This window comes from Herbiconiux oxytropis (genome assembly GCF_024979315.1).
GTDB lineage: Bacteria > Actinomycetota > Actinomycetes > Actinomycetales > Microbacteriaceae > Herbiconiux > Herbiconiux oxytropis.
Genome location: NZ_JANLCK010000002.1, coordinates 124,337 through 147,511, shown reverse-complemented (window position 1 = coordinate 147,511; position 23,175 = coordinate 124,337). Strand labels below are relative to the sequence as shown.

19 protein-coding genes are annotated in these 23,175 nt (G+C 70.8%); 7 read left to right on the top strand and 12 right to left on the bottom strand.

The genetic code is table 11. The features are described 5' to 3' along the window. Positions 1-3 precede the first annotated feature (3 nt). Genes kynU through N1028_RS03725 form a run of 8 tightly spaced genes read right to left on the bottom strand, consistent with a single transcriptional unit; the run spans position 4 to position 7,546 of the window. The gene (gene kynU / locus N1028_RS03760) at positions 4-1,326 is read right to left on the bottom strand and encodes a kynureninase (RefSeq protein WP_259525483.1); all 1,323 of its coding nucleotides are present in this window, start codon (positions 1,324-1,326) and stop codon (positions 4-6) included. Then, positions 1,323-2,351, bottom strand: coding sequence for an amidohydrolase family protein (locus N1028_RS03755; RefSeq protein ID WP_259525482.1), 1,029 nt, complete (start codon positions 2,349-2,351; stop codon positions 1,323-1,325). The genes kynU and N1028_RS03755 overlap by 4 nt, the downstream gene beginning before the upstream one ends. A 26-nt stretch (positions 2,352-2,377) precedes the next feature. Further along, positions 2,378-3,232, bottom strand: a complete 855-nt coding sequence (gene kynA, locus N1028_RS03750) for a tryptophan 2,3-dioxygenase (protein ID WP_259525481.1) — start codon at positions 3,230-3,232, stop codon at positions 2,378-2,380. Positions 3,233-3,282: 50 nt separating this feature from the next. Further along, positions 3,283-4,191 (bottom strand): EamA family transporter, encoded by a 909-nt coding sequence (locus N1028_RS03745; RefSeq protein WP_259525480.1) that lies wholly within the window; start codon positions 4,189-4,191, stop codon positions 3,283-3,285. A 59-nt stretch (positions 4,192-4,250) separates the two neighbouring features. Beyond that, positions 4,251-4,757, bottom strand: a complete 507-nt coding sequence (locus N1028_RS03740; protein WP_259525479.1) for a hypothetical protein — start codon at positions 4,755-4,757, stop codon at positions 4,251-4,253. 52 nt (positions 4,758-4,809) lie between these two features. Next, positions 4,810-5,652, bottom strand: coding sequence for a DUF4097 family beta strand repeat-containing protein (locus N1028_RS03735; RefSeq protein ID WP_259525478.1), 843 nt, complete (start codon positions 5,650-5,652; stop codon positions 4,810-4,812). A gap of 47 nt (positions 5,653-5,699) precedes the next feature. Next, entirely contained in the window at positions 5,700-6,350 is a 651-nt protein-coding gene (locus tag N1028_RS03730; protein ID WP_259525477.1) for a response regulator transcription factor, read from the bottom strand. Next, entirely contained in the window at positions 6,338-7,546 is a 1,209-nt protein-coding gene (locus N1028_RS03725) for a sensor histidine kinase (protein WP_259525476.1), read from the bottom strand. Before N1028_RS03725 ends, N1028_RS03730 begins: the two co-directional genes overlap by 13 nt. 136 nt (positions 7,547-7,682) lie before the next feature. Between N1028_RS03725 and N1028_RS03720 the strand changes: the two genes are divergently transcribed. The 3 genes from N1028_RS03720 to N1028_RS03710 are packed head-to-tail and all read left to right on the top strand — an operon-like array spanning position 7,683 to position 11,142. Further along, on the top strand, positions 7,683-9,362 hold the full coding sequence (locus tag N1028_RS03720) for a circularly permuted type 2 ATP-grasp protein (RefSeq protein WP_259525475.1): 1,680 nt from the start codon (positions 7,683-7,685) through the stop codon (positions 9,360-9,362). 5 nt (positions 9,363-9,367) lie between these two features. After that, a complete protein-coding gene (locus N1028_RS03715; RefSeq protein ID WP_259525889.1) occupies positions 9,368-10,300 on the top strand; it encodes an alpha-E domain-containing protein in 933 nt (310 codons plus the stop codon). Beyond that, positions 10,297-11,142: a transglutaminase family protein gene (locus N1028_RS03710; protein WP_259525474.1), complete on the top strand. Its 846-nt coding sequence runs from the start codon at positions 10,297-10,299 to the stop codon at positions 11,140-11,142. Before N1028_RS03715 ends, N1028_RS03710 begins: the two co-directional genes overlap by 4 nt. Before the next feature lie 44 nt (positions 11,143-11,186). Here the strand turns inward: N1028_RS03710 and N1028_RS03705 are convergent, their stop codons facing one another. Continuing rightward, positions 11,187-13,091: a cell wall-binding repeat-containing protein gene (locus N1028_RS03705; RefSeq protein WP_259525473.1), complete on the bottom strand. Its 1,905-nt coding sequence runs from the start codon at positions 13,089-13,091 to the stop codon at positions 11,187-11,189. Between the two features lie 116 nt (positions 13,092-13,207). Between N1028_RS03705 and N1028_RS03700 the strand changes: the two genes are divergently transcribed. After that, positions 13,208-14,230: an alpha/beta fold hydrolase gene (locus N1028_RS03700; protein ID WP_259525472.1), complete on the top strand. Its 1,023-nt coding sequence runs from the start codon at positions 13,208-13,210 to the stop codon at positions 14,228-14,230. After that, positions 14,230-15,546 (top strand): alpha/beta hydrolase-fold protein, encoded by a 1,317-nt coding sequence (locus N1028_RS03695; protein WP_259525471.1) that lies wholly within the window; start codon positions 14,230-14,232, stop codon positions 15,544-15,546. The genes N1028_RS03700 and N1028_RS03695 overlap by 1 nt, the downstream gene beginning before the upstream one ends. Before the next feature lie 7 nt (positions 15,547-15,553). Here the strand turns inward: N1028_RS03695 and N1028_RS03690 are convergent, their stop codons facing one another. The 3 genes from N1028_RS03690 to N1028_RS03680 form a co-directional block, all read right to left on the bottom strand. After that, a complete protein-coding gene (locus tag N1028_RS03690; RefSeq protein ID WP_259525470.1) occupies positions 15,554-18,136 on the bottom strand; it encodes a glycoside hydrolase family 65 protein in 2,583 nt (860 codons plus the stop codon). A gap of 75 nt (positions 18,137-18,211) precedes the next feature. Next, positions 18,212-18,958 (bottom strand): HAD family hydrolase, encoded by a 747-nt coding sequence (locus N1028_RS03685; protein ID WP_259525469.1) that lies wholly within the window; start codon positions 18,956-18,958, stop codon positions 18,212-18,214. Positions 18,959-19,052: 94 nt separating this feature from the next. Continuing rightward, on the bottom strand, positions 19,053-20,495 hold the full coding sequence (locus tag N1028_RS03680; RefSeq protein ID WP_259525888.1) for a CitMHS family transporter: 1,443 nt from the start codon (positions 20,493-20,495) through the stop codon (positions 19,053-19,055). Between the two features lie 198 nt (positions 20,496-20,693). On the opposite strand from N1028_RS03680, the gene N1028_RS03675 reads away from it, so the two are divergent. Next, on the top strand, positions 20,694-22,475 hold the full coding sequence (locus N1028_RS03675; RefSeq protein ID WP_259525468.1) for a sensor histidine kinase: 1,782 nt from the start codon (positions 20,694-20,696) through the stop codon (positions 22,473-22,475). Beyond that, on the top strand, positions 22,472-23,149 hold the full coding sequence (locus N1028_RS03670; RefSeq protein ID WP_259525466.1) for a response regulator transcription factor: 678 nt from the start codon (positions 22,472-22,474) through the stop codon (positions 23,147-23,149). The genes N1028_RS03675 and N1028_RS03670 overlap by 4 nt, the downstream gene beginning before the upstream one ends. Positions 23,150-23,175 lie beyond the last annotated feature (26 nt).

Sequence of the window (23,175 nt, the reverse complement as noted above, 5' to 3'; positions counted from 1 at the left end):
GGCTCACCGCCCGGGGCCGGCTTCCGCTGCGGATTCCGTGTCGGCGAGGATGTCGCGGATCGCCTCGACCGCCACGAGAACCTCGCCGAAGGAGGTGCTGAGCGGCGAGAGCCCGAGCCGGAGGCCGTCGGGGTTGCGGAAGTCCGGGATGATCCCGCGCTTCCACAGCTCGGCGGTCACGGCCTTGAAGCGTGGGTGCCGGATGGTGACGTGGCTGCCGCGCTCGCCGCTGTCGCGGGGGCTCGCGACCTGCACGCCGAACGGCGTCAGCAGGTCGTCGACGATCCGGATCGTGTACTCGGTGAGCGCGATCGACTTCTGGCGGATGGCGGGCATCCCCGCCTCCTCGATGAGCTCGAGCATGCCCTGCATCGGGAGCATGCCCAGAATGGGGGGAGTGCCGCTGATGAAGCGGCGCATGCCCTTCGCCGGCACGTAGCCCTCGGCCATGGCGAAGATGTCGCTCGCCCCCATCCAGCCCTGGATGGGCTGGTCGAGCTCGTTCTGCAGGGCGCTCGCCACGTAGGCGAAGGCGGGCGAGCCCGGGCCGCCGTTGAGGTACTTGTAGGTGCAGCCCACGGCGATGTCGACGTTCCAGGCATCGAGCTCGATCGGCGCCGACCCCGCGGAGTGGCAGAGATCCCAGAGCACGAGCGCGCCCGCGTCGTGCACGCGCGCCGTGATGGCGGCCACGTCGGCCAGGTGGCCGGAGCGGTACGAGACGTGGCTGAGCACGACGAGCGCGACCCGGTCGCCGAACGCCTCGCCCGAGGCCGCCGTGAGGGCCTCGTCGATCAGGTCGATGGTGATCCCGGCCGCCTTGTCGACCGGGATCCACTGCAGCTCGAGGCCGCACTCCCGCGCGATGCCCTCGGCGATGAAACGGTCGGTGGGGAAGTTGTCGTCGTCCATGAGGATGCGCGTGCGACCCGGCCGCGCGGCCACCGCGGCGCGCATCATCTTGTAGAGCAGCACGGTGGTGGAGTCGGCGACCACGGTCTGGCCGGGAGCCGCACCGAGGGTCGAGGCGGCGATCCGGTCGCCGAGGCCGAGCGGCAGGTCGAGCCAGCGCTCGTCCCACGAGCGGATCAGGCGGGTGCCCCACTCTCCCGCCACGACGTCGGCGAAGTCGGCACCGGTCTGCCGGAGCGGGCGCCCGAGCGAGTTGCCGTCGAGGTAGGCGACCACGCCGTCTGCCGGGAGGAAGCGGTCCCGGAAACGGGCCAGTGGATCCGTGCCGTCGAGTTCCTCCGCCGAGGGCCCCGTGGCGCGGCCTGCGCCTTCGGCCGTGGCCGTGGCGGCGGATGCGGGTGTCGCGGTGGTCATGAGGTCATCTCCTGGATCTCTGTGGCCGGAACGGCCTGAGCGGTGGCGAGCCATGCGGCGAGGCCGCCGAGCTCGCGGGGGCGTGGGGTCGGGATGATCGAGATCAGGCCGCCCGGGCGTGCACCGGGGCGAGTGCCGGATCGCGGGCGGGCCAGCGACCCCACGAGGGCGTCGGCACCGAGGCCCGCGTCGACGAGGGCCAAGAGCTCGCGCTCATTGATGCCGGTGGGCAGCGGTCCGTTGCCGAGATCGGTGCCGTAGAGCACCTCGCCGCCGGCACGGTGGAAGCGCGCCAGGTTGTCGCGTGCGACCTCGAAGTCGTCGGTGCGCTCACCCCAGCCGTGGATGTCGAGGGTCGAGACCCAGCGCATCCGCGTCGCCATGGCATCGACGAGGGCGTCGGGGAGGCGTTCGCTCCACGGGGTGTGCGCCAGCAGGTCGACCCCGGCGTCGGCGGCCCGGGCGGCCGAGCCCCGCCCCTCGACGTGGGCGACGACCGGCAGGCCGAGCTCGTGAGCGGAGGCCACCACGGCCCTCGAGATGTCGCCGTCGAGCACGGCCTCGTCGTCGTGCAGGGCGAGCTTGATCACGTGGGCGCCGAAGCCGTGCATCTCGCCGACCGCCGCGATCGCATCCTCGACCGAGGCCAGCTCGCGCACGGCGGCGGGGTCGGCCCAGCTGCGGGTGCTGGGGTAACCGCCCGTGGCCGTCAGGAACGCGCCGGCGTACTCGACCTCGAGCGCGGGGTCGCCGCTCGCGTTCTCGCCCGCCGACCGGGCTGCGCGCGCCGACAGCGCCGTCGGATCCCCGCCGAGATCGAGCACTCGGGCGATCCCGCCCGGAACGAGCGCATCCGCATCGATCAGGCCGAGGTGCACGTGCGAGTCGGTGAACCCGGGCAGGATCGCGGCATCGAGGGTCCCGTCCACGCCGCCGGGAGGTGCCGTCTCGACGATCGAGGCGACGCCTCCGGCGACCTGCACGAGCGAGGGACCGCGCCAGCCGTCGGCCCACGCATCCGCCACCGCGAAGCAACCGTCTCCCACCGCGCTCAGACCCCGATCTCGGTGCGCACGGCGAACAGCTCGGGGAAGAAGGTGAGGTTGAGGGCGCGCTGCAGGAACTCGGCACCGCTGGAGCCGCCCGTGCCGGTCTTCATGCCGATCGTGCGCTGCACCGTGCGGAGGTGCCGGAACCGCCAGAACTGGAAGTTGTCCTCGAGGTCGACGAGCTCCTCGCAGGCCTCGTAGACCCGCCAGTTGTCGGTGGCCGAGGTGTAGATGGTCGTGAAGACCGGCACGAGCTCGGGGGTGAAGACGTGCGCCTTCGTGACGTCGCGCTCGAGCAGGCTCGCCGGCACGTCGAAGCCCTGGCGCGCGAGGTAGCGGAGGAACTCGTCGTAGAGGCTCGGCGCCTCGAGGAGCTCCCGCAGCTCGGCCTGGGCGGTCGGGTCGGCCTCGAAGACCGAGAGCATCTTCTCGTTCTTGTTGCCGAGGATGAACTCGATCGCTCGGTACTGGTGCGACTGGAAGCCGGAGGAGTTCGCCAGGAAGCCGCGGAACTCGGAGTACTCGGTCGGCGTGAGGGTGGCGAGCACCGACCACTGCTGGGTGAGGGTCTCCTGGATGTGCTTGATCCGGGCGATCCGCTTCAGGGCCGTGCCGATGTCGTCGTCGCGGAGGCAGATCTGCGCGCTCCGCAGCTCGTGCAGCATGAGCTTCAGCCAGAGCTCGCTCGTCTGGTGCTGGATGATGAACAGCAGCTCGTCGTGGTGCTCCGGAACGCTCACCGGCCGCTGGAGGTCCAGCAGCTCGTCGAGCGCGAGGTAGGAGCCGTACGACATCCGTGTGCTGAAGTCAGTGACGATACCGGCCTCGAGCGGCCTCGTGTTGTCATCGGTGCTCATGATTCAGGATCATAGCGCGCGTCAGGACTGTGACATAGACCTCGGGATGATCAGGGGGTCGACTCGGCCACCTGCTCAAGCGGCGGCCTCGGGCGGTCGCGCTGGCTGGCGATGGCGGTGGCGGCCGCGATGCAGACCACCGCGATCGCGACGACCTCCACCACCGTGAGGTGCTCGCCGAGGATGAGGACGCCGAAGATCGCGGCCACCACCGGGCCCGAGGCCGTGATGATGGCGTAGAGGCGCGGGGTGATGCGGCGGAGCACGAAGGTGTCGAGGCTGTACGGGATGGCCGAGGAGAGCACGCCGACGCCCACGAGGATGCCGAGCACGCGCCAGTCGATCGCCCCGACGTCGAGGGTCCAGAACGCGATCGGCAGCAGCAGCGCGAGGCTCACCACTGTGGCGACCGTGAGCCCCTCGAGCCCGGGCAGCCGCAGCGCGACCCGCCGGGTGAGCAGGATGTAGGCAGCCCACGCGCCCGCCGCGGTGAGCGCGAGCACGACGCCCCAGACGTTCATGGTGCCGTCGAAGCCCGTGAGGGTGAAGACCCCGGCCGCCGCCACGAGCGCGCAGACCACGTCGAGCGCCCGCCGCGAGGCGACGAGGGCCACCGCGAGCGGGCCCAGGAACTCGATCGTGGCGGCGATGCCGAGCCCGAGGAGGTGCACGGCCTCGTAGAAGGAGAGGTTCATGACCGCCATCGCGACGCCGAGGAGGAGCGCCGGCCAGAGCCGGCGAAGCGTGAGGTGGGCGCGCTTCGGGCGGTAGATCGGCAGCACCACGGCGGCCATGACGAGCTGGCGCGCGGCGACCACCACGAACGCGCCCACGACCGGGATGACGAGGCCCGCGAGCGCCGACCCGAGATTGACGCTCACGCTCGTGCCGAGCTGGGTGACGGATCCGGCGACCGTGCGGCCCCGGGAGGAGGGGGCGGGGCCGTCTGGGGTGCTCACCACCCGAGTCTGCCGTGTTCCGGCGGGCCGCGCCTCGTGGGCCGGCCGCCGCTCGGGGCTCAGGCCGCGATGACCCAGCGCCCGTCGTCGAGGGTGTCGGGCTTGGCCGGTGCGGCATGCAGGGTGTGGAACCCACGGGTGGAGGTGATCGACGCCGCTGCGGCGGCGTGTTCGAGCTTCTCGGCGAAGGCGGTCCAGTACGACAGCCCCTGGGGGAACCCGAAGTGCTCCCGCAGCGAGGTCACGAGCACCTCGGATCCCTCGCCCGCCGGCCGCACCTCGATCACCACGTCGTCGGCCGAGACGTAGTTGAGGCCCCACACCCCGGGCCGGAGCTCCTTGGCCCGGCGCTTGGGCAGGTTCGTGATGAGCTTCTGCGCCGTGGCCGGGTCGGTGCCGAGCACCACGGAGCGGCCGAACTCGGCGAGCATCTCGGGCACCGCCGTGACCCTGCGCTCGGCCGACGTGGAGCGGAGCTTGCGCCTCGCCCAGACCCGGAACGAGGCCAGGCCGATCACGACGACGAGGAATCCGATGACGATGAGTCCGAGCAGGTTGCTGTCCATGTCGCTACTGTGCCGAGCCCCGGGGTGGGGCGGCAATGGGGAGAACTCCCCGTCAGCGCCCGGGCGAGCGCTCGAGGGTGATGTTGCCGGCGCTGGATTCGAACGAGTACACCCGGTCCGCGCCCGGCGTGCTCGCGAGCTCCTGGTGGACGCCGCCCGCGGAGGTGTCGGTGCGGATCTCGTACTCGCCGTCCGGCAGCGCCACCCGCACGTTCCCGGCCGAGCTCCCCATCCGGATCGAGGAGGGCAGCGTCACGAACTCGAGTCGCACGTTGCCGGCCGAGCTCTCCGAGAGCACCTCGCCCGCCACGTCGAGCCCCGTGCCCGTGATGTTCCCGGCCGAGGTCTCCGAGCGCAGCGACGCGGCCGAGCCCTCGAGCTCGATGTTCCCCGCCGAGCTGTCGATCGCTATCGCGGCGAAATCGCCGTCGACGAGCACCTCGCCGGCCGACGAGCCGATGTCGAGCGCCACGGGCTCGAGCGACTCGGGCAGCACGACGTCGAGCGAGGCCGAGTCGGTGCCCGAGAGCAGCCCGAAGATCCACCAGCCGCGGCTCTTCACCGTCACGTGCAGGGTGTCGCCGCGCTGTTCATGATCGAAACGGAGCGGGGCGCCGGCCGAGTCGAAGTCGAGCTGCACCTCGTCGACGTCGCCGTAGCGCACCGAGACGTTCGCCGCGCTCGTGTCGATGTCGACGGCCGCGAAGTCGCCGTCGGCCGTGTACACCCCGGTCTCGTCGTCGCCGGTCGAGGCCTGGGCGAACTGCACGCCACCGAGCACGAGGAAACCGGCCACGAGAGCCGACCCGGTGATGAGGAGGCCGTTGCGGAGCGCGGTGCCGCCCGGGGCCTCCGGGGCTGTGGGGGAGGAGGGGGTGGTGGTCTTGTCGGTCATGGGATGTCGCTTCCGTAGCAGGGGATCGGGGAGGAGTGGACGAGGGGTCAGGTGCGCGCGCCGAGGTACTTGAGCACGGCGAGCACACGCCGGTTGCCGCTCTCGGCGGAGGGCAGCCCGAGCTTGGCGAAGATCGAGGAGATGAGCTTCTCGACCGCACCCTCGGTCACGTGCATCCGCGCGGCGATCGCGTTGTTGGAGCGACCTTCGGCCATCAGCTGCAGCGCCTCGCGCTCGCGGGCGGTGAGGGCGTCGAGCTCGCGCGAGCGCTGGGAGCGGATGACGATCTGCGCCACCACCTCCGGGTCGAGCGCCGTGCCGCCTGTGCCGACCGTCTCGACCGCCACGAGGAACTCCTCGATGTCGGCCACGCGATCCTTCAGCAGGTAGCCGAGGCCGGCCGAGTCGCCGGCGATGAGCTCGGCGGCGTAGCGTTCCTCGACGTACTGCGAGAGCACGAGCACGGGCAGCGGATCGGCGCTCGAGCGCAGCAGCACGGCGGCGCGGATGCCCTCGTCGGTGAAGGTCGGCGGCATGCGCACGTCGACGATCGCGAGGTCGGGCCGATCGGCGTCGACGGCCCTCAGCAGGTCTTCGGCCGAAGCCACCGAGGCGGCGATCTCGTGGCCCGCGTCGGCGAGCAGTCGTTCGAGTCCGGCGCGCAGCAGCACCGAGTCCTCTGCGATCAGAATGCGCACGGTGCCTCCACGGTGAGGATGGTGGGGCCCCCGGTGGGGCTCTCCACGGTGAGGGTGCCGCCCGCGGCGCGCACCCGGTCGCTCATGCCGCTGAGGCCGACGCCTCCGCCGCGACCGGTCGCCGCGCCGCCCACGCCGTTGTCGAAGACGACCGCGCGCACCCCTGCCTCGGTCTGCGTGACGCTCACCGAGCATCCGGATGCCCGGGAGTGCTTGCTCACGTTGGTGAGCGCCTCCGAGACGGCGAAGTAGAGCATGGCCTCCGTCTCCTTCGACGGGCGCGTGGGCAGGTCGACGCGCACGGTCGTGGGCACGGTGCAGTGCTCGGCCACGGCCGAGAGCGCCGCGTCGAGACCGCGGTCGGCGAGCACGGCGGGGTGGATGCCGCGGGCGAGGTGGCGGAGATCGGTGATCGACTCCTTGGTCTCGCGGTGCGCCTCGTCGAGCAGGGCGCGGGCGCCCTCGGGGTCGGAGTCGAGCTTGGCGCGGGCCATGCCGAGGGTCATGGCCACCGAGACGAGCCGGGGCTGCACTCCGTCGTGCAGGTCGCGCTCGATGCGCTGGCGCTCGGTGGCGGCGGCGTCGACCGCGCCCTGCCTGGCGCCCTGCAGCACGTCGACCCGCTCCTCGAGGGCGGCCGTGCGGCTCGCACCGAGAAGCACCCTGCTGAGCTCGCGGTCGAGCAGACCCGCGCCGTAGGTGTACGCGACGAGCACGGCGAGGGCGAGCACACCGGTGACGACGGAGAGGAAGCCGGGCGGGATGACGTCGGCGGCACCGCGCTGCGCTCCCACCAGGAGTTCGACGGCGGTCTGCAGCAGCACCCAGAAGACGCTGCCGAGCACCAGGCTGAGCAGGTTGTGCAGCAGCCCCTTCCAGAGTGCGGGGGAGAAGGTGTCGAGAAAGACCTGGCCGAGCCAGCCTGCGAAGCCCGTGTTCGCGCTGCGGCGGCCCGCAGGGGGCGGTGTGATGATGACGCCGTGCAGGGCCTCGGCCCGGCGCCGCTCCACGAAGCGGATGCCCTCGGCGAGCCGCACGACGACCCACAGCAGGAGGATGCCGACCCCGAACACCGGGATGAGCCCGATGCCCGTCGGAATGAGCGAGACGAGCACCGTGAACCAGACGACACCGAGGATGCCGTCGATCGCGAGGTCGGCCGCTCGGGACCAGAGGAAGAGGAGTCTGCGTTGCACGGTTCAACCGTAGGGCGACGCTCTCAGGCGGGTCGATGGTGCCTCCCGGCCTCTTCGCACGGGGGATAACCCCCGGCTCTCCACAGCCGCTGGGCCGGAAACACCCCCGCAACACCCGAGCAGTAGGCTCGCGTCCATGGTTGACCTGTTCGACGGCTACGGCGCCACCCTCCTGCCGAGATCCCGGCGCGGGGGCGCCTCCCCGTGGGACGAGATGTTCCCCGAGCCCAAGTCGCTCGACCCCGTCGAGGCGCGCGCGGCCTACAAAGACATCTACCGGGCGCTCGCCAAGATGACCCAGGAGGAGCTGCGCGGCCGCACCGACGCGCTCGCCTCGAGCTACCTCGCCCAGGGCGTCACGTTCGACTTCGCGGGCGAGGAGCGGCCGTTCCCGCTCGACGCAGTTCCGCGCGTGATCGCGCAGAGCGAGTGGGTCGACGTCGAGGGCGGCATCAAGCAGCGCGTGCGGGCGCTCGAGGCCTTCCTCTCCGACATCTACGGCTCCCAGGCCGCCGTGCGCGACGGAGTCATCCCGGCCGGGCTGATCAGCTCGTCGAACCACTTCCACCGCGAGGCCGCGGGCATCGTCTCGCCCAACAATGTGCGCATCCAGGTCTCGGGCATCGACCTCATCCGCGACGAGCACGGCGCCTGGCGGGTGCTGGAGGACAACGTGCGCGTGCCCTCCGGCGTCTCCTACGTCATCTCCAACCGGCGGGTCATGGCGCAGACCCTGCCGGAGCTCTTCGTCTCGATGCGGGTGCGGCCGGTCGGCGACTACCCCAACAAGCTGCTTCAGGCCCTCCGCGCCTCCGCGCCCACGGGGGTCGACGACCCGACCGTGGTGGTGCTCACCCCCGGCGTCTACAACTCGGCCTACTTCGAGCACACGCTGCTCGCGCGCCTCATGGGCGTCGAGCTCGTCGAGGGGCGCGACCTGTTCTGCTCGGGCGGGCGGGTGTGGATGCGCACGACGGCCGGCCCCACCCGCGTCGACGTGATCTACCGCCGGGTCGACGACGAGTTCATCGACCCGCTGCAGTTCCGCGCCGACTCGATGCTCGGCTCGCCAGGGCTCCTCATGGCGGCCAGGCTCGGCAACGTCACCATCGCCAACGCGGTCGGCAACGGCGTGGCCGACGACAAGCTCGTCTACACCTACATGCCCGACCTCATCGAGTACTACCTCGGCGAGAAGCCCATGATCCCCAACGTCGACACGTGGCGGCTCGAAGACCCGGGAGCGCTCGAGGAGGTGCTCGACCGGCTCGACGAGCTCGTGGTGAAGCCCGTCGACGGCTCGGGCGGCAAGGGGCTCGTGGTGGGGCCCGACGCCTCGCCCAAGGAGCTCGAGACCCTGCGGACCCGGCTCATCGCCGACCCGCGCGGGTGGATCGCGCAGCCCGTCGTGCAGCTCTCGACCATCCCCACGCTCGTCGAGGAGGGCATGCGGCCGCGGCACGCCGACCTCCGGCCGTTCGCCGTCAACGACGGCAACGACGTGTGGGTGCTGCCAGGCGGGCTCACCCGGGTGGCGCTGCCCGAGGGGCAGCTCGTGGTGAACAGCTCGCAGGGCGGCGGATCGAAGGACACCTGGGTGGTGGGCACCGACCCGCTCTCCTCCTCGAGCGACGGCCACAACATCCAGGGGCTCGTGCACGAGCAGGCGGCCATCACGCAGGCGATCACGATCGTGGGGCATCAACCCGATCACTCGCCCGAGGATCGGCCGCGCAACCAGGATCAGGCGCAGCAGCAGCAGCAGCAATCGGCGTCGGTCTCGTCGGTCTCGTCGCAGTCGGGGGAGGTTCTCTGATGGCCATGCTCTCGCGCATCGCGGAGTCGCTGTTCTGGATCGGACGCTACATCGAACGCGCCGACGGCACCGCCCGCATCCTCGACGTGCACCTGCAGCTGCTGCTCGAAGACCCGTGGATCGAGGAGAACCTCGCCTGCCGATCGCTCCTCAGCGTCATGGGCTCCGATGTGCCAGACGACGAGCGCTCGCTCACCCGCGCCGATGTGCTCGCCACCCTCGCGGTCGACCGCACGCACCCCGCCTCCATCGCCTACTCGCTCGGCGCCGCCCGCGAGAACGCCAGGCGGGCCCGCGAGATCGTCTCGACCGAGCTCTGGGAGTGCCTCAACACCACCAGGGCCCGCATGCCGCGCAAGATCGCGGGCGAGAAGACGCACGAGTTCTTCGGCTGGGTGCGTGACCGGTCGGCGCTCGCCGTGGGCATCATGGAGTCGTCGGCGTCGCGCGACGAGGCCTGGCACTTCTTCACGCTCGGCCGCTCGATCGAGCGCGCCGACATGACGGCGCGCCTGCTCGCCACGCGCTCGCTCACCGAGGCGTCCGGTCCGTCCTGGACCACGATCCTCCGCTCCTGCGGCGCCTACGAGGCCTACCTCCGCACCTATCGGGGTGTCCCCTCGGCGCGGAACGCGGCGGAGTTCCTGCTGCTCGACCGCCTCTTCCCCCGCTCCATCCTCTATTCGGTCTCGCGGGCCGAGCAGTGCCTCCGCGATCTCGGGCCGCGCAGCGAGCGGATCGGTGTCTCCGACAACTCGCAGCGCCTGCTCGGCCAGATCCGCTCGCAGCTGGAGTACCGGCCGATCACCGACATCCTGCACGAACTGCCCCGCTACATGGACAGCGTCCAGGATGCGACGAGTGCGGCCTCCGAGGCCGTACGGCAGCGCTACTTCCCCACCAATACCGCACCGAGCTGGATCGGAGAGAGCGTATGAACCGGTTGCGCATCCGGCACGTCACCGGCTACCGCTACGAGGGCGAGGTGCAGGCCTCCTACAACGAGGCGCGCATGCTGCCCGTCTCCTCCGAGGGGCAGTTCGTGCTGCACTCCTCGCTCGACATCGCACCGGTGTCGTCGTCGCACAACTACGTCGACTACTGGGGCACGCGCGTGTCGTCGTTCGAGGTGCTCACGCCGCACAAGGAGCTCTCGCTGACGGCGACCTCGCTCGTGGAGGTGCGGAATCGCACGCACGCGGCGCATCCGGTCGACTGGGAGCTGCTCGCGAACTCGGCGGCCACCTCCACCTCCTCGGTGGAGCAGGCGAAGCAGACGAAGCTCACCGAGCCCTCCGCCGATCTCATCGAGCTCGCGGAGTCGATCGCGTCGAAGCACGTGAGCCCGTGCGAGGCCGCCCTCGAGATCTGCACCGAGATCGGCCGCCAGGTCGAGTACGTGCAGGGAGTCACGGGGGTTCAGTCGAAGGCGCGGGACGCCTGGGTCGACAAGCGTGGGGTCTGCCAGGACATCACCCACATCGCGCTCGGCGCCCTGCGCGCGGTGGGCATCCCGGCCCGCTACGTCTCGGGCTACCTGCACCCCAAGCCCGACGCGGCGATCGGCGAGACCATCGCGGGGGAGTCGCACGCCTGGGTCGAGTGGTTCTGCGGTGACTGGCGCGGCTTCGACCCCACCAACCTCATCGACATCGGCGAACGCCACGTCATCGTCGGCCGGGGCCGCGACTACAACGACGTCGCCCCCCTCCGCGGCGTCTACGCGGGCCCCTTCGGCTCGCAGCTCTTCGTGACCGTGGAGATCACCCGGGAGTCCTGACGGCGGTGTCCCCGCCTACGGGCCTGCCCCTGCTGATTCACCCGTCATCCGACGGTGTAGCGCTTCAGCTGAGCTTCGACAGCCGGTGACACCGTGCTCGTGCCGCCCAGGATCACGATGCGCGCGGGCTTGAGCCGGGTGAGTTCTGTGGCAACGGGGCCGGGGATGGAATCGGGACGCACGAGCAGGACGGGCGAGCCGTGAGCGATCGCGGCCCCCGAGCCGGAGAGCGCATCTGGGTAGACGAGGCCCGAGGCGACGAAGACGGTGTCGGTCTTCGGGGGGAAGACCGGCCGGGACACGGCTGCAGAGACCTCGAATCGGTCTGCGCCGTCGACGCGGATCGTGTTGCTCTGAAGCGCGGTGAGCGAGTCCATCACGGCCTGGCTGATCGAGGCGGTGCCGCCGACCACGACGATCTTCGCGGGGGCGAGCCGGCGCAGCTCGGCCTCCACGCTGCCGGGAATGGAGTCCTTCCGCACGAGCAGCACCGGGCCACCGGTCTTCCCAGCCGCGGCGGACGCGGAGAGGGCGTCGGTGAAGGTGGCTCCGGCGGCGACATACGCCACGGGGCGCGCAGGGCCGAAGGCGTCGAGGGACACAGCGGCCGAGACCTCGTAGCGGTCGACGCCCTTGATACGGGTCACGTTGCGCGAGTACGCCAGGAGAGCTGACTCCACGGACGCATCGATGGTGGCGAAACCGCCGAGCACGACGATGCGCTGTGGATCGAGTCGGTCGAGCTCGGCCGCGACTGCTGCCGGAATCGCATTCTTCTGCACGAGCAGCACGCCGCCGCCGTGCGCGCCGGCGGCCGCCGAGGCGGAGAGGGAGTCGCTGAAGACGGCGCCGGAGGCGACGTACACGACGGGGGTCATGGGGTCGAACTGGCCGCGCGAGATCGATGCCGAGACCTCGTACCGATCGGCCCCGCTGATGCGCTGCACGGCGGAGGTGGAACTGTACAGACGGATGGTGGTTCCGTCGTTGACCATCGTCCGTTGGGTCGGGGAATTCAAGGTGAGCTCCCGGACATTGGGGAGCAGGCCGACTTCCCCCTCGGTGGCGAGAGTGTCGGCGTTGAGGATCACGGGCGGAGCCGATCCGTTCGTCCGCAGGCCGTAGACCACTCCTACCGACTCATCGACATGGAGGACAACCGGGATGCTTCCCAACGCCGCGGACACTCCGGTCTGGGACCAATCCGCCGGGTTGTATCGCTCCACTCTGCCCGCATACGTCGAGACGAGCACTTGACCGCGCCAGAGAGCCAGGGCGATCGGCTTGGAGTCGAGGTCTTTGATCGAGGTCGATCCGTCGGGTTCGATGACGACGATCCGGGACAGAGGCTCCTGCGCCACGTACACCCGGTGGGTCAGGGGATCGACCACCATCATTCCTGTCGACGTGGAGATGCCCGCTTCTGTGGTCGGCCCACCGCTCAAGGGGACACGCACGACTCTGCCCGTGTTCATGTCGTAGACGATGGCGACATCGCCGTCGACAGCGAGCCGGAAGGTGGTCGCCCCGCCGGTGCTCAGCGACCTCACAACGGTGTTGACCGTCGGCGACCGCGGGTCGATGTCGATGATCGCCAGGTAGGGCATGCCGGCTTCGGACACCACGAGTCGATGCCCCGCCTTATCGATGGCGAGTCTCCACGGCTGTGAAATGCCCGTGGTCACGGTCGCGATCAGCACAAGCCGATCGCCTGAGATGTCGTAGACGTCGATTCCACGCGCGCTCCCGTTCACGACGTAGGCGCGATGAGAGGTCTCATCGATCGTCATCTCCCCAAGTCGAGAACTCGAGGTCGTCTCATCGAGCAACTCGAGGCGCACCGAGGAGGTGCCGAGTGCGTGGGCGGGGACGGCGCCGGTGAGGACCGCGGCGGCCACGACGAGAGCGAGGAACACACCGGCCAGCCGGGATCGAACGTGAGAAGTCATCGTAGTGGACATTGCGCGAGAATAACTCATTTTAGGAGCAATGTCCACGCAGGCCGGCCCGGAAAGGGGGGTGGCCCGGCACCCGATCCGGCGGGGCGGGCGTGCAAGGATGACGTATGGCTGAGCACGACCCGCACGAACCGGTGCGCCCCCACGAACCGCACGACAGGCAGGACGCGCACAGGATGGGCGGCGCGCATCCGGCGGCGCATTTCACGGCGGTGTTCGTGGACGAGGTGGGCGTGAGGATCACCTACTACGGGTGGACGGTCACGCGGCCGAAGGCCGTGGTGCAGATCTCCCACGGTGTCGGTGAGCACGGAGCCCGTTACGCGAGCCTCGCGGCCGACCTCAACGAGGCCGGCTACAGCGTCTACGCCGCCGACCAGCGAGGGCACGGTGCCACCGGCCTCGCCCAGCACGGTGGCGACCGGTCGAAGCTCGGGCGGTTGGGTCCGGGTGGACTGCGGGCGACGGTCGACGACATCCGGCAGCTGGGGGTGCGCATCGCGCGCGAGCACCCGGGTGTGCCGCTCGTGCTGCTCGGGCACAGCTGGGGCTCGCTCATGGTGCAGAAGCTCGTGAACTCGCCGGCGCTCACGCACTACGCGGGCATCGTGCTGAGCGGAACGGCCTACCGCATGCCCGGTTCGATGGACGGCGGCGACCTCACCCGCAAGCACCGGCCCGTCGCCGTGCCTGGGCAGAGCCCCATCGCGGGCAACGGCTTCGAGTGGCTGAGCCGCGACGTCGCGGCCCAGGAACGGGCGGCCGGCGACGAGCTCATGTTCCCCGCCGAGGTGCTGAAGCTCTTCGGCCTGCCCGATGCACTGCGGCTCTTCGGCCGGCCGGCGAAGCGCCTCGACGCCGACGTGCCGCTGCTCATCCTCGTCGGCTCCGACGACACGCTCGGCGGCCGCCGCAGCGCCGAGAAGCTGCGCGATGCCTACCGCACGCGCTCGAAGCTCACGGATGTGACCCTCACCGTCTACGACGACGCCCGCCACGAGATCTTCAACGAGACGAACCGCCTCGAGGTGGTGGCGGACCTCGTCGCTTGGCTCGACTCGCGCGTCGCCGTGGCGCCTGCGTCCGCTGACTCGCCCACCGCTCCCGGGGCTCCCGGGGCTCCCGCCTGATGTTCGACGCGCTCCTCGACACCCGCATCATCGACGGGCCCGTGCCGTGGACGGTGTGGATCCTCGCCGCCGTCGCGTTCGTGTACCTGCTCGCGCGGCCGCCGCGCATCCGCTGGGTGCTCACGGCGCTGATCGGGCTGCTCGCGGGTGCCCTCGTGGCCTTCGCCACCATCTGGGTGGTCGAGGCGCTGAACGTGTTCGGGGTGCCGCTCACGGTGCAGACCGACGCGTGGGTGGTCGCGACCTTCGCCGCGATCGGGCTCGCGGTCGTCAACCTGTGGCGGTCGCGGTGGTGGCGGAAGGTCATCGCCGTCGTCGGCATCCTGCTCTTCGCCGCCGCCGGCACGCTCGGGGTCAACGCGTACTTCGGGCTCAACGCCACGGTCGCGTCGCTCTTCGGGATCACGGTCGAGCATCCGATCGACATCAACAAGCCCACGCCCGGCCCCAGCGGAGACCCCGATGCCAGCCCTGCCAAGCCTCTCTACGAGACCTGGCAGCCACCCGCCGACATGCCCGCCGCCGGCAAGCAGGGAACCCAGGTCATCCCGGCGACCTCCTCGGGCTTCAGCTCGCGGCCCGCCGGCATCTACCTGCCGCCCGCGGCGCAGGTGGAGAATGCGCCCGACCTGCCGCTCATGATCCTGATGATGGGGCAGCCCGGCAACCCGGATCCGCAGTACGTCGCGCAGGTGCTCGACGAGTACGCCGCGAAGAACAGCGGTCTCGCCCCGATCGTGATCGTCGCCGACCAGCTCGGAGCCGAGGACATCGATCCGGTGTGCGCCGACACCGACAAGCTGGGCAACGCGGAGAGCTTCATCACGGTCGATGTCGTCAACTGGGCGAAGGCGAACCTGCGCATCCTGCAGGATCCCGCCCACTGGACGATCGCCGGCTACTCCAACGGCGGCGGATGCGCGTTCAAGTACGGCGCGAAGTACCCGGAGCTCTTCGGCAACGTCCTCGACATCTCGGGCGAGCTCTACCCGGGCTCGGAGCAGCCGGACGAGGTCATCGCGAACCTCTTCGGCGGAGATGCGGCAGCCTTCGAGGCGCAGAAGCCGGTCGCCATCCTCGAGTCGAAGACGCACCCCTACCCCGACACCACCGCGATCTTCACGGTCGGCGGCAACGACCCCACCTTCGAGCCGGAGGCCGAGGCGGCCTCAGAGGCGGCGGCGTCAGCGGGCTGGGCCACCACCTACTACGTCATCCCGGGCGCCGGCCACGTGGCTGACGCCCTCCAGGGTGGTTTCGAGAAGGGCTTCGAGATCCTGTACCCCCGCCTGGGCCTCTCGGCCCCCGCCGGCTGACGCCCGCTCAGTCCATGCCGACGACGCTCTCCGTGTCGTCGTAGTCCGAGACGATGGTGGGCATCGAGGCCGTGATGACCGAGCCGTCGGCGCGGACCGTGCCCTCGATGTCGGAGGTGGTGGGGGCGCCCTCGATCGTGGGGCGGTCGTCCGCGAGGGCAACGGTCAACGGCGCATCCGGACCCACGAGGATGCGCTCGCCGCGCACCCAGAGCTCGAGCGGTTCCGCGCCCTCGGCCGCGGGCGGGATCGGCGTCTGCGGGGAGGTCGACGGAGACGACAGCACCGTGAACGTCATCCTGTCCTGCCGCAGGTCGACCTCCAGCAGTCGCCCGCGGATGGTCACATGGAACACGAGCGAGGGCCACTCCTCCGGCAGCCGCGGATCGAACGTGAAGCGCCCCAGGTAGTCGCGCATACCTCCGAAACCGAAGGCGAGCGCACTCCACACGCCACCGGTCGAGGCCACGTGGATGCCGTCGGCGGTGTTGTTGTGCAGGTCGCCGAGGTCGACGTAGAGGGCGGCCAGGAAGTAGCCGAGCGCGAGCTCGCGGTAGCCGACCTCCGCCGCGATGATCGACTGGGTCGACGCCGAGAGGGTCGAGTCGCCCGTGGTGAGCGCGTCGTAGTACTCGAAGTCGGCGCGCTTCTCGGCGGTGGTGAACTCGTCGCCCTGGAGGAGCAGGGCGAGCACGACGTCGGCCTGCTTGATCACCTGGAAGCGGTAGATCACGAGCGGATGGAAGTGCAGCAGCAGCGGGCGCTTCGACGGCGGGGTGTTGTCGAGGTCCCAGAGCTCCTTCTCGAGGAACTGGGCGTCCTGCGGGTGGATGCCGAGGTCGGCGTCGAAGAGGATGTGCATGGCCTCGGCGGCCTGCGCCCACTCCTCCACCTCGTCGAGCTCGAGGTCGAGCCGGTTGACCATCGCGGTGAAGGCCGCGGGGTCGTCGGCCTGCATCGCGCGGGTCTGACGCACGGCGGCGCGCAGGTTGGCGCGGGCCATGACGTTCGTGAAGAGGTTGTCGTTGACCACGGTGGTGTACTCGTCCGGCCCGGTCACGCCGTGGATGTGGAACGACGACGTCTCCGGATCCGTCGAGCCACCACGACCCCGCCAGAACCCGAGATCCGCCCACATCCGCGCCGTCTCCACGAGGATGTCGATCGCGCCGCGGGCGAGGAAGTCGACGTCGCCCGTGGCCGCCACGTACTGCGAGAGCGCATGGGAGATGTCGGCGTCGATGTGGTACTGGGCCGTGCCCGCCGCGTAGTACGCCGACGACTCCAGACCGTTGATCGTGCGCCACGGGAACAGCGCGCCGCGCTGGTTCAGCTCCACCGCGCGCTCACGGGCGGCGGGCAGCATGCCCTGACGGAACCGCAGGGCGTTCCTCGCCACCTGCGGCGACGTGTAGGTGAGGAAGGGGAGCACGTAGATCTCGGTGTCCCAGAAGTAGTGCCCGCCGTAGCCCGAGCCCGAGACGCCCTTCGCGGCGATGCCCCCGCCGTCGGTGCGGGCGGTCGACTGCGCGAGCTGGAAGAGGTCCCAGCGCACCGCCTGCTGCACATCCGGATGCCCCTCGATCTGCACGTCGGAGCGGCGCCAGAAGTCGTCGAGCCACGCCGTCTGCCGCGCGAAGACCTCCTCGATCGGCTCCTCGCGGATGCGGTCGAGCGTGCGGTTGCACCGGTCGGCGAGCTCGGTCGTGGGCACCGTCGACGACGTGTGATAGGCGATCGTCTTGACCAGGCGGGTGCGCTGGCCGGCCTTGGCCCGGATCCGGTAGACCTGCTTGGCGATGTCGTCGTCGATCTGCGACGTCTCGTCCCACTCGTTGCTGGTCTCGATGTGGTGCTCGGCGCCGACCGCGAGGGTCATGCCCGAGTTGGCGGTGCGGTAACCCAGGATGTAGCGGCCCTCGCGCACCGTCTTCACCCGCGGGAGCAGCACGCGGTCGGCGAAGCCCGAGGCCTTCCGCGGGTCGGGGATGGAGCCGTTCGAGCCCGTGCCCGGAGCCGGCGTGTACTCGTCGACCCGGTCCTGGCGGTTGAGGATCTGGCTCGAGATGAGCAGCGACGCATCCGAATCGAGCATCGTGACCTCGTAGTCGATCACGGCGAGGTGGCGGTCGGTGAACGAGACCAGGCGGCACGAACGGATGAGCACGCGCTTGCCCGAGGGCGTGCGCCACTCCACGACCCGCTCGAGCACGCCGGTGCGGAAGTCGAGGCGCCGGGAGTACTCGATCACATCGGCATCGGCCACCACGAAGGGCTCGTCGTCGACGTAGAGGCGGATGACGCGGGCGTCGGGCGCGTTGACGATCGTCTGGCCCACCCGGGCGAAGCCGTAGGCCTCCTCGGCGTGGCGGATCTGCCAGGTGTCGTGGAAGCCGTTGATGAAGGTGCCCTCGGCGTAGGCCTTGTGCCCCTCCTCGAAGTTGCCGCGCATCCCGAGGTAGCCGTTGCCGACGGAGAACAGGGTCTCGGTGCGACCCTGGGTGGCGGTGTGGAACTCGGCCTCGGTGAGCGCCCATTCGTCGACGGGGAACTGCGAACGGTCGAGCGGATCGGAGGTGATGGGGTTCATCGCGGGCTTTCTCGGGAGGGCAGCGAGAGGGTCGGTGACCGCGGCGCGGTCGATCGATGGTAGCGGAGCGGGAGGCTAGCGGAGTGCGGGGAGCAGTTCGGCCAGATCGTCGACCACGATGTCGGCACCGGAATCGAGCAGCAGCTGGGGGCCCACTCCCCGGTCGACGCCCACCACGAGTCCGAAACCGCCGTCGCGCCCGGCCTGCACACCCGAATGCGCATCCTCGAGCACGACGCACTCCTCGGCGCTGAAGCCGAGCAGCTCCGCGGCACGCAGGTACGTGTCGGGTGCGGGCTTGCCCGCGATGCCTTCGTGGGCGGCCACCACGCCGTCGACGACGACCCCGAAGCGGTCCCGGATGCCGGCCGCCCGGAGCACCGGATCTGCGTTCCGCGAGCTCGACACCACGGCGACCCCGTAGCCGGCGTCGAGCGCCGCTATGAGGAAGTCGAGCGAGCCCGGGTAGGGCGCCATGCCGTTCTCGGCGAGCTCGGCGGCGAAGGCGTCGTTCTTGCGGTTGCCGAGTGCCCAGACGGTGTCCTCGCCCGCGGCGTCGTCCGGAGTGCCCTCGGGCAGCGTCAGTCCGCGCGAGGCCAGCAGCGAGCGCACGCCGTCGACGCGGGGCTTGCCATCGATGTGGAGGTAGTAGTCGTCGTCGGTGTAGGGGGCTGCCCCGTGTGCCTCGAGGAACGGGGTGAACAGGCGTGACCAGGCCCGCATGTGCACGTCGACCGTGGGGGTGAGCACGCCGTCGAGGTCGAACAGCAGGGCGCGGGCGGTCGCGAGGCGGCGGGCGTCGCGGGTCATCGTGTCGGTCATGCTTCCACGTTAAGGGGTGGGCGTGAACGGCGTGTTATCGCCGCGTTTCGCGTGGTGACCGGCTGCGGGCGATCCGCCCCGCTCATCCGCCGGCTCATCCGATGCCGATGGCGCCGATGACGACACCCACGACGAGCATCGCGAGGGCGACGACGACCGCGCGCCAGAGCACCTTCTTGTGGTGGTCGCCGAGGTTGACGCCCGCGAGCGAGACCAGCAGCAGGATGGCGGGCACGAGCGGGCTCTGCATGTGCACGACCTGGCCGGTGATGGAGGCTCGCGCCATGTCGACGGGGTCGATGCCGAAGGCGGAGGCGCTCTCGGCGAGCACCGGGAGGATACCGAAGTAGAAGGCGTCGTTGGAGAGGAAGAAGGTCATCGGGATGCTGAGGAGGCCGGTGATGACCGCCGAGAACGCCCCGAGCTCGGCCGGGATCGAACCCGCCACCCAGGCCGCCATCGCGTCGACCATGCCGGTGCCCTCGAGCACGCCGATCAGCACGCCGGCCGCGATCACCATCGACACCACGCCGACGATCGAGGGCGCGTGCGCCACGATCCGCTCGGCCTGCTCGGAGACGCGGGGGAAGTTGACGATGATGGCGATGGCGCTCCCGGCCATGAAGACGTAGGCGAGCGGCAGCACGTCGGCCACGAGCAGCACCATGACGACGACCGTGAGCACGAGGTTGAACCAGAACAGCTTCGGGCGGAGCGTCGGGCGCTGCGGGTCGAGCATGGTGTCGGCCATCGCGGTGTCGGCGGGGTTCACGATCGCCTTGAGCGAGACGGTCGAGATGCGGCGCACCTGCGTGCCGGCGGCGGCTCGGCTGCCGGCGCCGCGGGGGTCTTTGCCCGAACCGGTGCCGGTGCCGCGGGTGCCGCGGGTGCCTCGGGAGCCGCGCGCGCCGCCGGTGGCGGCATCCGCCTCGCCGGGGAGGTCGATGGTGCCGAGGCGCTTGCGCTCCATCAGGCCGAGGTGCCAGGCGAAGACGAAGATGATGGCGAGGCCCACGAGCATCGAGGGGATCATCGGCACGAACACGTCGGTGGGCGAGAGGTCGAGGGCGGCGGCCGCGCGGGCTGTGGGGCCGCCCCAGGGGAGGATGTTCATGGTGCCGTTGGCGAGGCCCGCGATGCAGGTGAGCACCACCGGGCTGAGCCCGAGCCGGAGGTAGATCGGCAGCAGGGCGCTCGTGACCACGATGAAGGTGGTCGAGCCGTCGCCGTCGAGTGAGATCACCGCGGCGAGGAGCGCCGTGCCCACGACGACCTTCACGGGGTCGTGACCGACGACCCTCAGGATGATGCGCACGAGCGGATCGAACAGGCCCACGTCGATCATCAGGCCGAAGTAGATGATGGCGAACATCAGCAGGGCGGCCGTGGGGGCCAGGCCGCCGATCGCCTCCATCGCCATGTCGCCGATGCCGAGGCCGGCTCCCGCGAACAGGCCGAAGATGGTGGGGACGATGATGAGCGCGAGGACCGGGGTCATCCGCTTGGTCATGATCAGCACCATGAAGGTGGCGACCATTCCGAATCCGAGTAGGACGAGCACGAGAGACTCCTTCGTCTGTTCCGTCTGCGCCGGCTGTGCGCGGCTGGTCCCGTTACCCTAGGGACGGGTCGAGCGGGGGCGCGCGCTAGTGCGCATTGGGCGCGAATCGAGCATTGAGTTCGTTCTGCGCATTCTGCTCAGCAGGCGCCGGATGCGCCGGGCTAGCATGCGGGGATGGCGACGAGGCGGAGTGCGCGGGTGCACGGCGCGCGGGTGCCCGGCACGCGGTTCACCACGCAGGTGAACCGGTCGATCGTGCTCGCGATGATCGCGGTCTCGCTCATCACGACGGCGCTGTTCGCGGTGACGGCGTTCAACCGGCTCGTGCAGCAGACCCAGGAGTCGGCGCTGCGGGTGGCTCAGAGCGTGGCGTCGACGCCGGATGTGCGGGCCGCGGCCGAGGAGGAGTCGCGGCGGTCGGTGGCGTCGACGGATGCGGAGCTCGTGGCGGGCGACCTCGACGACTACGCGCGCTCGGTCGAGGCGCGCACGGGGGCGCTGTTCGTGGTGATCACCGATGACACGGGGCGGCGCCTCGCGCATCCGAACCCCGCGGAGATCGGCGATCCGGTGTCGACGAGTCCCGATGCCGCACTCCGCGGCGAGGAGGTCGTGAGCTGGGAGCGCGGGACCCTCGGCGACTCCGCCCGGGCGAAGGTGCCGATCTACGGGATCGTCTCGCCGGAGACGATCGTGGGGGAGGTCTCGGTGGGGCTGCCGCCCGCCGAGGTGTGGTCGACCGTGCTGTCGGACGCGGTGCCCGTGGCGCTCACGACCGCCCTCGCGCTCGGCGTGGGAGCACTGCTCGCCGCTTTCATCGCGCGACGGCTGCGCACGAAGACGCTGGGGCTCGAGCCGGAGGAGCTGCTCGCGCTCGTGCACGACCAGCAGGCCGTGCTGCAGGGCGTCGACGACGGGGTGCTCGGGCTCTCGACCTCGGATGTGGTGACCGTCTGCAACGACCGCGCCGCCCTGCTGCTCGGCCTCCGCTCGCCGGTCGGCCTCCCGCTCGCCGAGGCGGTGCCGCACCCGGAGGTGCTGGCGCGCGTCGGCGGGGCCCGCGAGGGCGAGGTGGCGGGCGGGCCGCGGGAGAGCGGGCCGGGGGAGGGCGGGCCGCTCGTCGTGGGGGCGCGGATGCTGTTCGTCGACGTGCACGAGGTGCGGCGCGAGGGGCGGTTGCTCGGGAAGGTCGTGATCGTGCGCGACGTGACCGACGTCGAGGACCTCACGCGACGCCTCACCGCCGTGGGCACCCTCGCGAGCGCGCTGCGAGAGCAGCGGCACGAGTTCGCCAACCGCATCCACGTGGTGACCGGCCTCGTGCGCGGCGGAGACACCGAGGAGGCGCTCGAATACCTCGCCGAGGTGGGTGACCACGGGCCGGTGCGGTTTCCGCTCGAGGGGGCCGGGCGCATCCGGGAGCCGTACCTGCAGGCGTTCCTCGGGGCGAAGGCGATCGAGGCGGAGCGACGCGGCGTGCTGCTGCGGGTGGGGCCGGATGCCGACGTGGTCGGGTCGTTGCGGCATCCGGAGGACGTGACGACCGTGCTCGGCAACCTCGTCGACAACGGCATCGCGGCGGCGGCCGCCTCAGCGCGCACGCCGCGCTGGGTGGAGGTGGAGGCGCTCCGGCACGGCGACGAGCTGCACCTCTCGGTGATGGACTCGGGTGACGGCGCCGCGCGCGATCCGCTCGCCGGTCCCACCGACGCGGGGACAGACGAGCCCGCCGCCGAGGCCGGGGCGTCGGCCGAGCAGGGGCCGGGCTCAGCCGGAGCGGCGCACGGGCACGGGATCGGGCTCCGGCTGTCGGCGGAGGTCGCGCGGCGGAACGGCGGGGAGCTGTGGCTCGCGATGGCGGGTGGGGGAGACGTGCGCACGACGTCGGGCATGCCGCACGGTGCGGTGTTCTGCGCGCGGCTCGAGGAGCAGTTCGAGAGGGAGGACGGGTCGTGAGCGAGGCGAGGTTCAGGGTGGTGGTCGTCGATGACGACTTCCGGGTGGCGCGGCTGCACACCCGCATCGTGGAGGGTGTCGACGGATTCGTCGTGACCGGCACCGCGGGCACGGTGGCCGAGGCGCGCGAGCTCGTGGAGTCGGTGCAGCCCGACCTCGTGCTCGCCGACATCTACCTGCCCGACGGATCGGGCCTCGACCTCGTGCGCGCGATCGACGTCGACGCCATCGTGCTCTCGGCCGCGGTGACGGCCTCGGCCGTGCGGCGGGCGTTCCAGCGCGGCGCGTTCGCCTACCTCGTGAAGCCGTTCGCCGACGAGGAGCTCGCGGAGCAGCTCCGCGCGTACATCCGCTACCGCAACCTGCTCGACGCGCAGCCCGAACTCGACCAGTCCACCGTCGATCGCGCCCGCCGCGTGCTGCACGGTGCGGGTGCTGCGGGCGGCGCTGCGGGAGCCCGCCGTTCGCCCACCGAGACGGCCGTGCTCGAGGCGCTCGCCGCATCCGGGACCGCCCTGTCGGCGCCGGCGATCGCCGAGCGGATCGGGATCTCGCGGGCGACGGCCCAGCGCTACCTCTCGTCGCTCGCGCACGAGGGCCAGCTCGCCATCGAACTCCAGTACGGCGCCACGGGCCGCCCCGAGCACCGCTACCGCACGGCCGGCCCGAGGTAGCCGGCGCGGCGGGCGGCGGAAGTAGG

Bases quoted from the DNA above. Each gene is read 5' to 3' on its own strand.
- N1028_RS03675 (WP_259525468.1), top strand. From the start codon at position 20,694: ATGGCGACGAGGCGGAGTGCGCGGGTGCACGGCGCGCGGGTGCCCGGC.
- N1028_RS03715 (WP_259525889.1), top strand. From the start codon at position 9,368: ATGCTCTCGCGCATCGCGGAGTCGCTGTTCTGGATCGGACGCTACATC.
- N1028_RS03720 (WP_259525475.1), top strand. From the start codon at position 7,683: ATGGTTGACCTGTTCGACGGCTACGGCGCCACCCTCCTGCCGAGATCC.
- N1028_RS03700 (WP_259525472.1), top strand. From the start codon at position 13,208: ATGGCTGAGCACGACCCGCACGAACCGGTGCGCCCCCACGAACCGCAC.
- N1028_RS03680 (WP_259525888.1), bottom strand. From the start codon at position 20,495: ATGGTCGCCACCTTCATGGTGCTGATCATGACCAAGCGGATGACCCCG.
- N1028_RS03690 (WP_259525470.1), bottom strand. From the start codon at position 18,136: ATGAACCCCATCACCTCCGATCCGCTCGACCGTTCGCAGTTCCCCGTC.
- N1028_RS03705 (WP_259525473.1), bottom strand. From the start codon at position 13,091: ATGACTTCTCACGTTCGATCCCGGCTGGCCGGTGTGTTCCTCGCTCTC.
- N1028_RS03740 (WP_259525479.1), bottom strand. From the start codon at position 4,757: ATGGACAGCAACCTGCTCGGACTCATCGTCATCGGATTCCTCGTCGTC.
- N1028_RS03710 (WP_259525474.1), top strand. From the start codon at position 10,297: ATGAACCGGTTGCGCATCCGGCACGTCACCGGCTACCGCTACGAGGGC.
- N1028_RS03735 (WP_259525478.1), bottom strand. From the start codon at position 5,652: ATGACCGACAAGACCACCACCCCCTCCTCCCCCACAGCCCCGGAGGCC.
- N1028_RS03685 (WP_259525469.1), bottom strand. From the start codon at position 18,958: ATGACCGACACGATGACCCGCGACGCCCGCCGCCTCGCGACCGCCCGC.
- kynA (WP_259525481.1), bottom strand. From the start codon at position 3,232: ATGAGCACCGATGACAACACGAGGCCGCTCGAGGCCGGTATCGTCACT.
- N1028_RS03695 (WP_259525471.1), top strand. From the start codon at position 14,230: ATGTTCGACGCGCTCCTCGACACCCGCATCATCGACGGGCCCGTGCCG.
- kynU (WP_259525483.1), bottom strand. From the start codon at position 1,326: ATGACCACCGCGACACCCGCATCCGCCGCCACGGCCACGGCCGAAGGC.